The organism is Tessaracoccus terricola (genome assembly GCF_054776555.1).
The window spans coordinates 697,095-712,543 of the sequence record NZ_BAAHBS010000001.1; the positions used below are offsets into that span (position 1 = coordinate 697,095).

Consider the following 15,449-nt stretch of genomic DNA (forward strand, 5'->3'; position numbering starts at 1 on the left):
CCCCGGTTTTGCCGAGGTGCGGGGACGCAGTCGTGGCCAGCCAGTTTCCCTGAGGTGCGGGGACGCAGTCGTGGCCAACCAGTTTCCCTGAGGTGCGGGGACGCAGTCGCCGCCTCGAAGGCCCCTCAGCCCAGCAGCAGGTACAGCGACGAGGCGACGGTGAGCGCGATGATGATCCGGGTGAACAGCTTCTGGTCCAGCCGCTTCACCCAGAGCCGCCCGGCGAGCGCCCCCACCAGCACCAGCGGCGCCAGCAGGCCGAGCATCGGCAGCATCTCGGGGCGCAGCAGTCCCAGCCCGATGGAGAACGGCAGTTTGATCACGTTCACGATGAAGAAGAACCACGCCTGGGTGGCGAGGAACGCCAGCACGTCGAACCGGGCGGCGATGAAGTACATGCTCATCACCGGCCCGCCGGCGTTGGCGGCCATCGTCGTGAACCCGCCCAGGACGCCGTAGACACCCCTGACCCGTGGATTGGTGAGGGTGTCCTCCGCGGACAGCGTCCCCCGTCGCATCAGGTACAGGGTGAGGGCGATCAGCACCAGCAGGATGATCGCGATGGTGCGCCGCATGGTGTCGTCGTCGGCCCAACCCAGGAACGCCATGCCCGCCACCAGGCCCACGAACACCGTCGGCAACAGCCGCCACAGCGCCCGCCAGTCGACGTCGCGGCGATACGCCCAGACTGCGGTGAGGTCCCCGACGATCAGCAGCACCAGCAGCGCCGCCGTCGACTCACGTGCCGGCAGCACCGCCGCGAAGGCCGCGACGGCGAGGGTGCCTGCGCCCGGCAGTGCCGTCTTCACCACCCCGATCAGCAGCGACGCGGCGACGAGCACCACCCAGGAGAGTGCGGGGAGGTCGATCACGCACCCACTCTAGGAGAACGTCGCCGGTGCGTGGCCGGCCGCCAGCCGGGTGGTGCCTGAGTGGAGTCATTGTGTTGGTGTACGCGCAGATCGACCCACTCAGCCAGGGCGTGGGGCGTGGGGCGTCGGGGCCGACCCGCTCGGTGTGGTGATTGTGCTGGAGCACCGTCGGAATCTCCACAATCAGCGCTCGGGGTCGCGACGCGGGGGCGGACCCCGACCCGAGTCGCACCTGATTGGGGTCGTTGTGTTGGTGTACCCGCAGATCAACCCCACTTAGCCAGCCCCCAGGGCCCGCTCTCTGCCGGCGGCCGACGCGCCCCGCCCACCACCAATCTCATGCAAGCGCTTGCATGTGGACGAGATCCGGTTTAGAGTCTGGTTAAGCGGTTGCACAGGTCGAGGAGGACCTCCGGAATGCTTGCAACGATCTACGAAGTGGCCCGCCGTGCGGGAGTATCCACGGCGACGGTCTCGCGAGCGCTGCGTGATGACCCCCGAATCACGCAGTCCACGAGGGAGAAGGTGCTGCAGGCAGCGGACGACCTCCACTACGTACCGAAGGCAGCCGCCCAAGCCCTTGCCGGCTCAGCCACCAGGTCCCTCGGGATGGTGCTCCCGCACCTGCGGGGCAGTTACTACGCCGAACTGGCCGTCGGATTCGAGTCTCGCGCCAGCGAGTTGGACTGTTCGGTCCTGCTGCTGCGTGCTGACCCGGCGGCGGACTCGCGTTCCGCGGTCCGCCGGCTCGCGGGACAGGTGGACGCGCTCGCGTTCATGGCCCGCAGCGTCATCCCCGACGACCTTGTGGTCAAGGTCGGCAAGGGCCGCCCCACCGTCACCGTCGCCCGTGGCCGGGTCTCCGGCCACCCGGCCCTCTACGCCGAGTCCGAGGAACCGGCCCACGCCCTCACCCAACACCTGATCGAGCACGGCCGACGGCGGCTCGTCTTCGTCGGCCCCACCGACGACGGCTCGGACATCGCCGCCCGCTACGGCGGCTTCGCCCGCGCCCTCACCGAGGCCGGTCTCGAGGTCCCACCCAGTATCGACGTCGAACTCGACGAGGACGCCGGCCGCAGCCTGGCCCGCCGACTCTTCGACCAAGGGCTGCCCCACGACGCACTGGTCTGCGGCAACGACGAGGTGGCCGCCGCCGTCGTCTTCGAACTCCAGGAACTGGGGGTCGAGGTGCCGGAACAGGTGGCCGTCGTCGGCTGGGACGACATCCGCGTCTCCCGCTACCTGAGGCCCGGCCTCACGACGGTGCGCCAGCCCGTCGCACAACTCGGCGCGATGGCGGCCGAGTTCCTGCACCGGATGCTCTCCGGTGACTCCGTCGACGGCGTCACGGTCCTGGCGGCCGACGTCGTCCACCGCGAGTCCTGTGGCTGTCCCCCCGGCAGCCCCCTCACCACCACCCCCAGAAGGGAATGAGGATCAAAATGTTCACGAGGAAACGTGCCCTAGTGGCACTCACGGCAGCACTGTCGCTGCTCAGCGTCGCCGCCTGCGGTCGCGACGACACCACCGATCCAGGCGAGAACCCCGGCGGCGAGGCCTCCGAGATTGCAGAGGGTCCCGCCACCGGCGACCTCGAGGTCTGGGCCATGGGCGCGGAGGGCGAGGCCCTTCCCGAACTGGCCGAGGCCTTCATGGCCGAGAACCCCGACGTCAACATCAACGTCACCCCCGTCCCGTGGGACTCGGCGCACGACAAGTTCACCGCCTCCATCGCCGCCGGCACCGCGCCTGACCTGGCGCAGGTGGGCACCACCTGGATGGGCGAGTTCGTCGCCCTCGACGCCCTGGACCCCACCCCGTCGCTCATCGATCCCGGCAAGTTCTTCGAGGGCGCGCAGCAGACCACCGTCGTGAACGGCGCCTCCTACGCCGTGCCCTGGTACGTGGAGACCCGCCTCGTGTTCTACCGCACGGACCTTGCCGAGGCCGCCGGCATCACCGACCTCCCCGATGACTGGGAGGGCCTCAAGGAGATGGCCAAGGCCTACCAGGCCGGCGGCGCCAAGTGGGGCATCAACCTGCAGCCCGGCGGCACCGGCTCGTGGCAGACCGTCCTGCCGTTCATGTGGTCCAACGGCGGCACCATCACCAACGAGGACGTCACCGAGTTCACCTTCGACTCGGAGGAGAACATCGAGGCGCTCACCTACTTCCAGTCCTACTTCACCGAGGGCATCGCCAACACCGCACCGGTGGACGGCACCACCGAGTCCGACTTCGCCTCGGGCGCCGTGCCGATGTTCATCTCCGGTCCCTGGATGATGGCCGCGGTCGAGGCTGCCGGGGGCGAGGGCTTCGCCGACAAGTACGACGTCATGCCCATGCCGACGGCGGAGATCAGCGCCTCCTTCATCGGCGGCTCCAACCTCGCCGTGTTCAAGAACACCGAGAACCGCGACGCCGCGTGGAAGTTCGTCGACTTCCTCACCCAGGGGCAGACCCAGGTGGACTGGTTCGGCCTGACCACGGACCTCCCGTCGGTGCAGGCCGCCTGGGACGACGAGGCCCTCTCCGGCAACGAGAAGCTCTCCAAGTTCGGCACGCAGCTCGAGACCGCGTTCGCCCCGCCGTCGATCCAGACGTGGGAGCAGATCGCCAACTCGTTCGACTCCCAGGTGGAGCAGGTGGCCAAGGCCGATCTGGACCCGGCAGAGGCCATGGCGGCCATCCAGCAGGAGGCCACCTCGATCGGTCTGGGCTAGTCCCATGACCACCAAGGTCGCCCCCGCACCAACGGCGCAGCGGCGGCGTTCCGGGAAGCGGAACGCCGCCGAGGCCAGGGCCGGGCTGCTGCTCGCGCTGCCGTTCGTGGTGCTGTTCTCCGTGTTCACGCTGTGGCCGGTGCTGCAGTCGATGTTCATGAGCTTCACCGACACCCGCATCACGGACATCCGGACGCCGTTCCAGGTGAACTTCATCGGCTTCGACAACTACGCCAAGGCGCTCGGCGACCCCGTGTTCCGGCGCGCCGCCCTCAACACCGGCGTGTTCGTCGTCCTGGGAGTTCCGCTCACGCTCGCCTGCGGGCTGGCCGCGGCGGTGGCCCTCAACAAGGGCATCACCCGGTTCCGAAGCGTGTTCCGGGTGGGCTTCTACACCCCGGTCATCACCAGCATCGTCGCCGTCGCCGTCGTGTGGCGCTTCCTGCTGCAGCCCGATTCCGGGCTGGTCAACACGGTGCTCGGCTGGGTGGGCATCGACGGCCCCAACTGGCTGGGAGACACCCGCACGTCGCTGCTTTCGCTGGTGGTGATGGCCGTGTGGCGCAACTTCGGCACCGGCATGATCATCTTCCTCGCCGGGCTCCAGGCCGTGCCGTGGAGCCTGCACGAGGCCGCCGCCATCGACGGTGCGTCCGTGTGGCAGCGGTTCTGGCACATCACGCTGCCCATCCTGCGGCCCACCGTCCTGTTCGTGATGGTGACCACCACGATCGGCTACCTGCAGTTCTTCGAGGAGCCGTTCGTGATGACCCAGGGCGGGCCGCTGAACAGCACCCTGTCCGCGTCGATGTACACCTACCAGCAGTTCGGCTTCGGCAACTACGGCGTCGCCGGCGCGATGGCGTACCTGACGTTCCTGGCGATCCTCGTGGTCACAGTCATCCAGTTCCGAGTGACGAGGGAGAAGTGATGAAGCAGTCACGCTCGATGGCGGTGCTCTACGTCATCCTCTCCATCCTGCTGCTGATCGTGATCATGCCGTTCATCTGGATGGTGCTCGGCAGCTTCAAGTCGCAGGGAGAGTTGCTCCAGGTCCCGCCGACGTTCCTGCCCGAGGCGCCGTCGTGGGACAACTTCGTCCGACTGTTCCAGCGCCTGGACTTCGGACGCTACTTCTTCAACTCGACGGTGGTGGCCGTGGTGGTCACCGTCGCCAACCTGGTCTTCTGCTCGATGCTCGGCTACGCGCTGGCGCACCTCAGCTTCCCCGGCAAGAAGATCATCTTCGGTGCCGTCCTCGGCACCCTGATGATCCCCGGTCTGGTCACGTTCATCCCGCAGTTCGTGCTGGTGGTGAACCTCGGCCTCGCCGACTCCCTGCCGGCGCTGTTCCTGCCGTTCCTGGCCGGACCGTTCGGCGTGTTCCTGATGCGGCAGTTCTTCCTGGGCATGCCCCGCGACCTGCTCGAGGCCGGACGCCTCGACGGCGCGAGCGAGCTCGGGATCTTCTTCCGCCTGTTCCTGCCCCTGGCCGGGCCCGCGCTCGCAACGCTCGGGATCCTGACCTTCCTGGGGTCCTGGAACAACTTCCTGTGGCCCCTGGTGGTGGCCTCGACGGAGAAGACCTACACCCTGCCCGTCGCACTCGCCCTCGTGTCGACCGGACAGAACCAGACCGACTACGGGCTGCTGCTCGCCGGCGCGTGCGTCGTCGTCCTGCCCATCCTGCTGGTGTTCCTGTTCTTCCAGCGCTACTTCATCGAGGGCATCGCAACCACCGGAATCAAGTGAGCCCGCGGTACCCCCGCCGCGAGCCAGAACCCGAGGAGTTCGAAATGCAACACGACAACCTCTCCCGCCGAGCCCTGCTGGGTGCGGCCACGGGCGCCGGAGCGCTCGCCGTCGCAGGCAGCCTCCCCGCCGTCGCCGACGGCCGGGATGACCGGCGCGACGACGGACGTGGCCGGCCCGGCAAGCCCGGGAAGCCTGGCCGCCACGAAAAGCAACTGCTCACCTGGGCGCGCGACACCTGGGCCTCGCTGGCCGCCATGACCGACGAGGACACCGGCCTGGTGGCCGACAACATCGACGCCGAACTCACCACCCGCAGCGGCTACACCTCGCCAACCAACATCGGCGGGCTGCTGTGGAGCGCCATCGTTGCCCGCGACCTGCGCATCATCAACCCCGGCCACTGCCGCAACCTCATCAACCGCACCCTGCGCACGCTCGAGCGGATGGAACGCCACGACGCCAGCGGCATGTACTTCAACTGGTACGACGAGGCCACCGGCAACGTGCTGCGCGTCTGGCCGGACAGCGGCGACGTCGTCGTCCCGTTCGTCTCCAGCGTGGACATGGGCTGGCTCGGGGCCGCGTTGCACCTAGTCGCGGAGGCCGACCCGTCCAACCGGCGCCGCGCCCGTCGCCTCTACGAGGGGCTGCGCTGGGACATCTTCTACGACGAGGCGTTCCGCGACGGCGGTGGGCTCTACGGTGGTTTCTACGTCGAGGACCCGGGCCGCGACGACGTCGGGCTGCTGCCGCCCACCATCGGCGAGGGCCCGGACCTGTACTACACGGTCAACCACCACTACGACACGGCCATCTCCGAGGCCCGGATGGCCACCTACCTCGGCATCATCCGCGGCCAGATCCCGGCCAAGGCGTACTTCTCCACGTTCCGCACGTTCCCGCCGGAGTACGACTGGCAGGAGATGCCGCCGGTGGGGGAGTGGGAAGGGCACCTGGGCGTCCCCGTCTACCAGGGCGCCTACACCTACCGCGGCTTCCAGGTGGTGCCCGGTTGGGGCGGCTCCATGTTCGAGGAACTGATGCCCGACATCTTCGTCCCCGAGGCGAAGTGGGGGCCGAAGTCCTGGGGCAAGCAGCACCCGCTGCACGTGCGCGCGCAGCGCGAGCACGGTCTGGACGACGCCGCCTACGGCTACTGGGGTTTCTCGCCCTGCTCCAACCCGGCCGGCGGCTACCGCGAGTACGGCGTCGACGCGTTGGGTCTGAACCCTGACGGCTACTTCTCGGACCAGGAGAACACCGACTACCGCTGGGACGACCCGCCCACCAGCTACGGCGACGGCGTGGTCACCCCGCACGCGGCGTTCCTCGGGATGATGTACGAGCCGGAGGAGGCCACCGCCAACCTCGCCAAGCTGCAGGAGGACTTCGACTGCTACGGCCCCGGCGGCTTCCACGACGCCGTCGCCGTCCGCAGCGGGCAGGTGGCCCACCGCCACCTCTCGCTGGACCAGGCGATGATCATGGGCTCGCTCGGCAACGTGCTGCTCGACTCGCGGGTCCAGCGCTACTTCGCCAGCCGCGACGTCGCCCGCACCTTGAAGCCCGTGCTGGCGCTCGAGGAGTTCAACGCAGGCGCCTGACATGACCCGCACCCAGCTCCTGGAATCCGACGGCGTGGCCTTCCGAGACCTGAACCACGACGGCCGCCTCGACCCGTTCGAGGACCCCCGGCTGCCCGTGGCGCAGCGGGTGGAGGACCTGCTGCCCAGGCTCTCCCTCGAGGAGTTGGCGGGTCTGATGTTCCACACGGTGATCGAGGCCGGCCCCGGCGGGGAACTCCTCGCCGGGCCCGGCCGGATCTCCAAGTCCGGCACCCGTGGCGTGGTCGTTGGGAAGGCGATGAACCACTTCAACGTGCACGCGTTGGCGGGTGCGCGGGAGGCTGCGGTGTGGGCCAACCGGCTCCAGGTTCTGGCCTGCGAGACGCCCCACTCCATCCCCGTGACCATCTCCACCGACCCCCGCCACGCCGCCGCCGAGAACGCGGGCACCAGCTGGGCCTCGGGGTTCTTCTCGCAGTGGCCCGACGCGCTCGGGTTCGCCGCGCTGGGCGATGAGGACCTGGTCCGGCGGTTCGCCGACGTCGTCCGGCGCGAGTACGTCGCCGTCGGCATCCGCGCCGCCCTCCACCCGACGGCGGACCTGGCCACCGAACCGCGCTGGGCCCGGCAGCGGGAGACGTTCGGGGCGGACCACGAGCTGGCCTCCCGGTTGACGGTCGCAGCCGTCGAGGGGCTGCAGGGGGAGCGGCTCGGACCGGACTCGGTGAGCGCCACCACGAAGCATTTCCCCGGCGCCGGGCCGCAGGCCGACGGCGAGGACGCGCACTTCCCCTACGGGCGAGACCAGGTCTATCCCGGCGGCCGCTTCGACGAGCACCTGCGCCCCTTCGAGGCCGCCATCGCCGCACGCACCGCTGCGATCATGCCCTACTACGGCCGCCCCGTCGGCCTCGTCCTCGACGGCGAACCCGTGGAGGAGGTGGGCTTCGGGTACAACCGGCAGGTCCTCATCGGACTGCTGCGGGAGCGCCTCGGCTACGACGGCGTGATCCTCTCGGACTGGGAACTGGTCAACGACAACCTCGTCGGTGAGCAGGTGCTGCCCGCCCGCGCCTGGGGCGTCGAGGACCTCGGCCCCGAGGAGCGGATGCTGAAGCTGCTCGACGCCGGCATCGACCAGTTCGGCGGCGAGGAGTGCACCGACCTGCTGCTGGGACTGGTGGACTCGGGGCGGGTCGGTCGAGAGCGCTTGGAGGCGTCCGCGCGACGACTGTTGCGCGTGAAGTTCGAGCTGGGTTTGTTCGACGACCCCTTCGTCGACGAGGACGCCGCGCCCTCGCTGGTGGGCACGCCCGAGGCGGTGGAGTTGGGCGTTCGGACGCAGGCCCGCTCCGTCGTCGTCTGCGCCGACGACGGGTTGCTGCCGCTGCGGCCCGGTACCCGCGTCTGGCTCGACGGCGTGGCCGCCGATGCAGTGGGCCCGGGGCTGACAGTGGTGGATCGGCCGGAGGACGCCAACGTCGGCCTGGTCCGCCTGCACGCGCCGTTCGAGCCGCGCGACGACCTGTTCCTCGAGGCCTGGTTCCACCAGGGCAGCCTCGAGTTCCAGCCCGGACTGGCGCACCGCCTGGCCCGGATCCCCTGCCCGCTGCTGGTGGACGTGCGCTCCGACCGGCCTGCCGTCCTCACCCCCCTGCTGCCTGTGGCGCGGGCGCTGACGGCCTCGTTCGGCGTCAGCGACGGTGCCTGGCTGCTGGCCGTGACTGGTGAGGTGCCGCCGGAGGGCCGGCTGCCGGTGTCGTTCCCCAGGTCCATGGCGGCGGTGCGAGCCGGCCGCGCGGACGTGGCCGGCGACGCCGACCCGCTGTTCCCCGCCGGCCACCGCGCCTCAACGCTGCCGCTGTCTGTCAATGCTGCCCATACAGGGGCAGCACTGACAGCTAGCGGCAGCACCTACGACAACGGCAGCACTGACGAAAACGGCAGTACCGAGCAACCACCAACCCCCTGAGGTGATCGAAGTGTCCCCCCTGCCCATCCGTGCCGAGTTCACGTCGTCCGGGGCGCTGGCGCGTCTGTTCGCGGGAGACCTCAGCTTGCTGCAGTACCCGGCCTCCGAACTGGAGCCCGGCCCGCACCAGGTCTGGCTGCGCCGTCGTTCACCCACCGGCCACGAAGCCATTCCCCTCCTCGGTCCCTCCTCCGCTGGTCGAGTAGTGGCGACGAGGGGCGAAGAGGTGCGTGTCGAGACCGCATCGTCTGTTGGTCGAGTAGCGGCGACGAGGGACGAGGAGGTGCGTGTCGAGACCACTCGCGGGGCGAGTCTCGAAGGCCCCGTCATCACCGGCACCCGCTGGAACATCGGCTGGCAGCTCCGCTGGCAACAACCGGGCGACGGCCGGTTCGGTTGGGAACTCAAGCTCACCAACACCGGGGACGACCCCGTCGAACTGGACGCGGTCTGGACGGTGGACGCAGCCCTGACGGAGTGGGACGCGCTGCGTCGCAACGAGTTCTACGTCTCCCAGTACCTCGACCTGACCCCCATCCGCGACGGCGAGGACCTACGCCTGGCCGTCCGCCAGAACATGCCCGGCGTGGTGAACCCGTGGCTGGCACTGGGCGCCACCCGACCTGTGGTGGGTTGGTGCACCGACGCGCTGCAACTGCGCCCCAGCGTCCCGGGCACCGGCCTCGACCTCACCTCCGACCTCCCCTCCCAGCGTCTCCAGCACGAGCACACGCTCGCGGGGCTGCAGGCCGAGGCGTGGATGCTCGCGCCCGGCGAGGAGGGGGTGGTGGGATTCCGCGGGATCGTCGAGGCCGACCATCCCTCCGCCTCCTCCGACGACGACGCCGCCCGCCTCCGGGACGCGTTCATCGATGGCTGGAACTCTTCGGTGGGTGGGGACGGCACCAGGGGTGTGGCCGCCGACACCTCCCGAACGTCGCTGGCGCCAGGAGTTGGCGTCGGGGACGAGGGCCCCGCCGCAACCGGCCAGCCCGCGGTGCCGACGGTGTTCGGACCGGCGCACTTCGTCCACGGCGACGCGCTCCCGGAGGACGAACTCCTCGCGCTGCTCCCGTCACCGGAGCAGGTGGAACGCGGCCCTGACGCCGACGTCTGGTCCTTCAGAGCCGACGGCACCCACGTCGTCGCGGCGGCGAAGGAAGCCGCGGTGCTCCGACCCCACGGCCACGTGATCCGCGTCTCGGAGGGTCCCTTCCCGCAGGACCACACCGTCGCGGTCACCGCCTGGATGAACGGCAACTTTGCCTCGCAACTGACCGCGGGCCACGCCTCGGCGCACCCGCTGCTCTCGGTCCGCCGCAGCTACCTCGGCCTCACCCAGGCCGACGGCGTCCGCATCCTGGTCCGCACCCCCACCCCGTCGGTTGAGCAGCCCCGACGAGGAACGAGTCAGGGCGTCGTCGAAACCATCGCGACCTCGCAGCCGAACCCGTCCGCACGCCGCGCCGCGCCGTCGCAACCCCGGGACTGGCGCCTCCTGGGCGTTCCGAGTGCGTGGGCGGTGGACCAGACGTCGGCGACGTGGTGGTACCGAACCGACGGCCGCACCATCAGGGCCACGACGTCGCTCGCACTCGCCGAACTCAAGCTCGAGGTGACCGTCGACGGCGACCCGCTGGACCTGCTCGTGGTCACCACCGGCGAGCAGGGCTTCGGCGGTGACTCCGCGCCGCTGTTCGCCGACGGCGTGACCCGTGACGGCGACTGGCGCGCGGAAGTCGTCCCCAGTGCCTCGTCCCTGGTCCGTGCGATCCCGCTGGAGCGGACAGCACCGGAGACGGAGCCATCCGCTCCACGCTCAGGCCGCCCCGAGGTGCGCGGAGCAGACAGCACCGGAGACGGAGCCGTCCGCTCCACCGACGATGCCTCGGCCACCACCCGCAGACTGGCCGCGCTGCTGCCTTGGCTGGAGCACGACGCTTACGTCCACTACCTCGCCCCGCGCGGGCTCGAGCAGTTCACAGGCGGTGCGTGGGGGACGCGCGACGTCTGCCAGGGCCCGATCGGGCTGCTGGTGGCCACCGGCCGGCTCGACGTGGTGCGCCAGGTCCTGCTCGAGGTGTTCGCCGCCCAGCAGGACGACGGTGACTGGCCGCAGTGGTTCGACTACCTCAAGGCGCACCGCGCGCCCGGCCACCGGGAGAGCCACGGCGACATCGTCTACTGGCCGTTGCTCGCATTGGGGGAGTACCTGCAGGCCACCGGCGACCTGACCATCCTCGACGAGGAGGTGGGCTGGGTTGGTGCCGAGGAGTTGCTGCCGGGCACCGCGGTGCGCGCCCACGTCGTCGCCGCCGTCGACCACCTGCTCGGCGCCCGCAGCGCCGACCCCCGACTGCCCGCCTACGGCCACGGCGACTGGAACGACTCGCTCCAGCCGGCGAGCCCCGAGCTCGCCGCGCAACTGGTCTCCACCTGGACCGCCGGCCTGGAGATCAAGGCGCTGGAGGAACTCGCCATCGGCCTGGGCGACGCGGAGCCCGAGCAGGTGGAACGCCTCCGCGGCATCGCCCGCGCCACATCCGAGGCGGTGCACGACTCGCTGCTGGTGGACGGTGAGCTCTGCGGCTATGCCGTCGTCACCCCCGACGGCGTGGAACCGCTGGTGCACCCCCACGACGGGCGCACCGGTCTCCACCACGGCTCCCTGCAGATGATCCACGCCATCGCCGACGAACAGCTCACCCCCGAGGAGGCGGCGGCGCACGTCCGCGTCATCGACGAGCACCTCGACGGGCCGGTGGGGATCTACCTGTTCGACCGCCCTGTCGACTACCACGGCGGCGAGACCCACACCTTCCTGCGGGCCGAGGCGGCGTCGTTCTGGGGCCGGGAGGTCGGCCTGATGTACACGCACGCGCACCTGCGCTGGATCGAGGCGCTGCTGCGGCTCGGGGAGGCCGACCGCGCCTGGCGGACCCTCGACGTCGTGCTCCCCGATGGGCTGACGGCCCACGTGCCGGGCGCCCGGCCGCGGCAGTCCAACTGCTACTTCTCGTCCGTCGACACCGCGTTCCGGGACCGCGCCGACGCCGAGGCGAACGCGGAATCCATGTTCGACCCGGAGTTCGGCTTCGAAGGTGGCTGGCGGGTCTACTCCTCAGGGCCCGGTCTGGTGCTGCGCCTTGTCACGGAGGGTTTCCTGGGGATGCGTGGCACTCGCGACGGCGTCGTCATGGACCCGGTCCTGCCGGCCGGTGCTCTCGAGGCGACGGTGTACCTCGACGGTGTCCGCGTCGACGTCCGTTACGACGTCACGGCCCCCGGCCACGGCGTCACCGCGATCGAGGCCGACGGTGTGCCCGTGCCCACGGAACCGGCGCCACGTCGCTACCGCCCCGGCGGCGTCCGCATCCCGGCCACGGCCTGGCAGGACCTGGTCTGCGACGGCGAGGTCACGCTCCGCGTCCGCGTCGGAGGCTCCCAGATCCCCTGAGCCCCGGGAACACTGTTGGTGGCAAACCCATCGCAGTCTCCCGGAGGCAACGAGCGGCAGCGAGCCTCGAAGGGCCTGGCGAGAGTCCCCGGTAACCGTCACCAGGCCCTTCGAGGCGTCGACTGCGTCGCCGCACCTCAGGGAGACTTGGTGGGGAAGTCTGTTTCGTCCCTCGCGCGGCCGGCTCAACCGGCGGGAGGTGTTTCGCGGCGGCTCAACCGGCGGGAGGTGTTTCGCGGCGGCTCGACCGGGGGGGGGAGGTGCCTCGGACCGGCTCAACCGGCGTACGGGTCGGCTCAGGCGTCCGAGACGTCCGCCACGGTGGCTTCGTAGGCGCGGATGACGTCGTCGGCGGCGACGGTGACGCCCACGCCGTGTGCGCCGCCTCCCATGGAGATGGTGTGCCCGACGATGGCCTCGTCAGCGATCACCGGCCACGGGTGCAGTGCGCCGAAAGGGGTGATGGTGCCGCGCTCGTAGCCGGTGACGTCGCGGGCGGTGTCGGCGTCCGGCATGGAGAGGCGGCTGACGCCCAGCAGGGCGCGCAGCTTGGGCCAGGAGAACTCACGGTCGCCGGGGACCAGGACGAACAGGTAGTCGTCGTCGCCGCGGCGGACCACGAGCGTCTTGATCAGGTCGCGCGGTTCGATCCCGCGTGCCGCGGCCGCCTCCTCGAGGGTGCTCACCCGGCCGTGCCGGGTCATCGTGTGCTCGATGCCGTGTTCCTGCAGAGCTGCAATGACCCTGGTCTCACCATCCATGGGTGCAAGCGTACGCGCCACTTGGCAAGGGGCTCCGCTGTCCCGGGAGGGCAGTCCTCGTCTGACGCCGGGGGGGGAATGATGTCCAACCCTTGACCGTTCTGATCTGCGAGAACTACAATGGAGCAGTCATATACATGCATGCACGCATAGCTATTCATCAAGGTTGATGGGTTGCCGCATGCGAATGAACGGAGGCTCACAGATGAGTTCGAAACCAAGAAGTCTCGCCGCACGGTTGGGGGGACTGACAGCTGCGAGTGCCCTGGTGCTCTCGGTGGTAGCGGCCGGAGGTTCAGCGGCAGACCCCGGGGTGCAGGAACCCGACGGTCCACGCACGATCGTGACGACCGACCCTGAGCTCGACGACCTGAACTCACTCCTGCGGATGCTGCTCTACAGCAACGAGATCGACATCGAGGGGTTGGTCTACTCCGCCAGCCAGCACCACTACTCCGGAAACGGTGACGACGTCGAACCTCACCGTTGGCCCGCGCCGGATGACGTGTTCCACATCGACACGGCCGTGAACGCCTACGAGGAGGTCTACCCGAACCTCGTCAAGCACGACCCCAACTATCCGACCCCGGATGAGCTCCGCGACAAGATCTACTGGGGAAACGTGGAGAACGTCGGTGACATGGCATCTGACACGGAGGGATCAGACTTCATCAAGGAAGTCCTCCTGGATGATGAACCCGGACAGGTCTTCCTGCAGGCGTGGGGCGGACCGAACACCATCTCGCGTGCGCTCAAGTCCATCGAGGACGAGTACAAGGGAACCGACGACTGGGACGCGATCTACGACAAGGTCATCGACAAGGCAGTGATCACCAGCTGGGGCCAGCAGGACACCACCTTCCGTGACTACGTGAAGCCGAACTGGCCGGAGTTGGAGAACCGCGAGGTGGCCACGTCGATCTGGGGCTACGGCGCTCGAGGCTCGGTCCTGGAGGCGGAGGCCTTCATGTTGGCGCCGGAGTGGACTGCAGCCAACGTCTCGGACGTGGGTCCCATCGGAGCTGAGTACCGCGTCTGGGGCGACGGCAAGTTCATGGCTGACGGATTCGACGATGAGGACTACTTCGGATACGCAGACATGACACGTGAGGAACTCGAGGAGATGGGGTTCTTCGTCTGGACCGCGCCGCAACCGAAGGGCGCGTGGATCTCCGAGGGTGACTCGTCCAACTTCGCTCTCCTCATCGAGAACGGCCTGCGCAACTGGGAGGATCCCACTTGGGGTGGCTGGGGAGGCCGCCAGCAGCAGAGCGGCGACGATCCGGTCTCCTGGACCAACCGGGGAGTTCAGGACATCGGTCCGGACGGCCAGCCCCGCAATGACTGGGCAGCTGCGCGTTGGTTCTCAGACTTCCAGAATGACTTCGCGACCCGTCTGCAGTGGAGCGTGACCTCCGAGTACGCCGACGCCAACCACCACCCGGAGATCACGATCGAGCAGGGCGTGGACCTGGACCGTCGGCCCGGCAGCGTTGTCACCCTGGATGCCAGCGTCGTCGACCCGGACGGTGACAAGACGAACGTCTCGTGGTGGCAGTACGAGGAGGCGGACACCTACTCAGGGAAGGTGAACCTGTCCGCGACCGCCGGCCTGAGCACGACGTTCGTCGTCCCGGCCGACGCGCCCATCGGAAGCACCATCCACATCATCGCCAAGGTCTCCGATGATGCCGAGCCGGCGCTGATGAACTACAAGCGCGTCGTCGTCACGGTGGCTGAGCAGAATGATCCGCCGATTGTTCCCGAGCCGACGCCGACGGTGACGGTCACGGCTGAGCCCTCGCCGCAGCCGACGGTGACAGTGACACCGCCGAACGGCAGCGACATCTATGACACCCCCGGATTCCACAAGAGCAGCGGCCGTGACTGGATGACCGTCTGCGAACCGTACTCGACCGTGGTGGACAGGTGCTGGACCTACATCTGGAGCACCTCTGTGCAGCAGGCTGGCTCCAAGTTCGTGCAGACCAACGGGTGGAACTTCAACAACCTCACCTACGTCGGAGGAAGCCGTGCTGCCTGGGCCACGAACCCGTTGGGGCATGCCGGCTCCTGGACCGGTGACGACGGTCGCCAGTGGCGCACCGAGTGCGATACCGCCAATACCGGTCGCAGTGGCTGCCGCACCTACGCCACCGCCGACGTGATCCAGCGCGTCGGTGACGGCTACCAGTGGGTCAACAAGGAGGTGTTCAACAACCAGGTCCGCTTCCGCTGACCTCCAGCCCTGCAGAGTCCTTGTGCCGGCCCAGTTCCACTGGGTCGGCACAAGGTGCTCCACTCATATCGGTGCTTCGATTGCGGCGTGCAGGTCCAACCC

The 15,449-nt window shown here is 69.1% G+C and carries 10 protein-coding genes; 8 read left to right on the plus strand and 2 right to left on the minus strand.

The features are described 5' to 3' along the window. Nucleotides 1-125: 125 nt before the first annotated feature. On the minus strand, nt 126-872 hold the full coding sequence (locus ACYU7G_RS03110) for a sulfite exporter TauE/SafE family protein (RefSeq protein ID WP_461104656.1): 747 nt from the start codon (nt 870-872) through the stop codon (nt 126-128). 417 nt (nt 873-1,289) lie between these two features. Here ACYU7G_RS03110 and ACYU7G_RS03115 point away from each other — a divergent pair, with 417 nt between their 5' ends. The 7 genes from ACYU7G_RS03115 to ACYU7G_RS03145 are packed head-to-tail and all read left to right on the plus strand — an operon-like array spanning nt 1,290 to nt 12,347. Next, on the plus strand, nt 1,290-2,309 hold the full coding sequence (locus ACYU7G_RS03115) for a LacI family DNA-binding transcriptional regulator (RefSeq protein WP_461104658.1): 1,020 nt from the start codon (nt 1,290-1,292) through the stop codon (nt 2,307-2,309). 8 nt (nt 2,310-2,317) lie between these two features. Further along, a complete protein-coding gene (locus ACYU7G_RS03120) occupies nt 2,318-3,598 on the plus strand; it encodes a sugar ABC transporter substrate-binding protein (protein WP_461104660.1) in 1,281 nt (426 codons plus the stop codon). Nucleotides 3,599-3,602: 4 nt separating this feature from the next. After that, on the plus strand, nt 3,603-4,529 hold the full coding sequence (locus tag ACYU7G_RS03125; protein WP_461104662.1) for a carbohydrate ABC transporter permease: 927 nt from the start codon (nt 3,603-3,605) through the stop codon (nt 4,527-4,529). Then, on the plus strand, nt 4,529-5,350 hold the full coding sequence (locus ACYU7G_RS03130; RefSeq protein WP_461104664.1) for a carbohydrate ABC transporter permease: 822 nt from the start codon (nt 4,529-4,531) through the stop codon (nt 5,348-5,350). Before ACYU7G_RS03125 ends, ACYU7G_RS03130 begins: the two co-directional genes overlap by 1 nt. A 44-nt stretch (nt 5,351-5,394) precedes the next feature. Further along, nucleotides 5,395-6,957, plus strand: coding sequence for a glucoamylase family protein (locus ACYU7G_RS03135; protein WP_461104666.1), 1,563 nt, complete (start codon nt 5,395-5,397; stop codon nt 6,955-6,957). A 1-nt stretch (nt 6,958) separates the two neighbouring features. Beyond that, nucleotides 6,959-8,890 (plus strand): glycoside hydrolase family 3 protein, encoded by a 1,932-nt coding sequence (locus ACYU7G_RS03140; protein ID WP_461104668.1) that lies wholly within the window; start codon nt 6,959-6,961, stop codon nt 8,888-8,890. A 10-nt stretch (nt 8,891-8,900) separates the two neighbouring features. Next, nucleotides 8,901-12,347: a GH36-type glycosyl hydrolase domain-containing protein gene (locus ACYU7G_RS03145; RefSeq protein ID WP_461104670.1), complete on the plus strand. Its 3,447-nt coding sequence runs from the start codon at nt 8,901-8,903 to the stop codon at nt 12,345-12,347. Between the two features lie 296 nt (nt 12,348-12,643). On the opposite strand, the gene ACYU7G_RS03150 is transcribed toward ACYU7G_RS03145, so the two are convergent. Then, nucleotides 12,644-13,108, minus strand: a complete 465-nt coding sequence (locus ACYU7G_RS03150) for an aminoacyl-tRNA deacylase (RefSeq protein ID WP_461104672.1) — start codon at nt 13,106-13,108, stop codon at nt 12,644-12,646. A 343-nt stretch (nt 13,109-13,451) separates the two neighbouring features. Between ACYU7G_RS03150 and ACYU7G_RS03155 the strand changes: the two genes are divergently transcribed. Continuing rightward, nucleotides 13,452-15,347, plus strand: coding sequence for a DUF1593 domain-containing protein (locus tag ACYU7G_RS03155; RefSeq protein ID WP_461104674.1), 1,896 nt, complete (start codon nt 13,452-13,454; stop codon nt 15,345-15,347). The last annotated feature ends 102 nt before the right edge of the window (nt 15,348-15,449 follow it).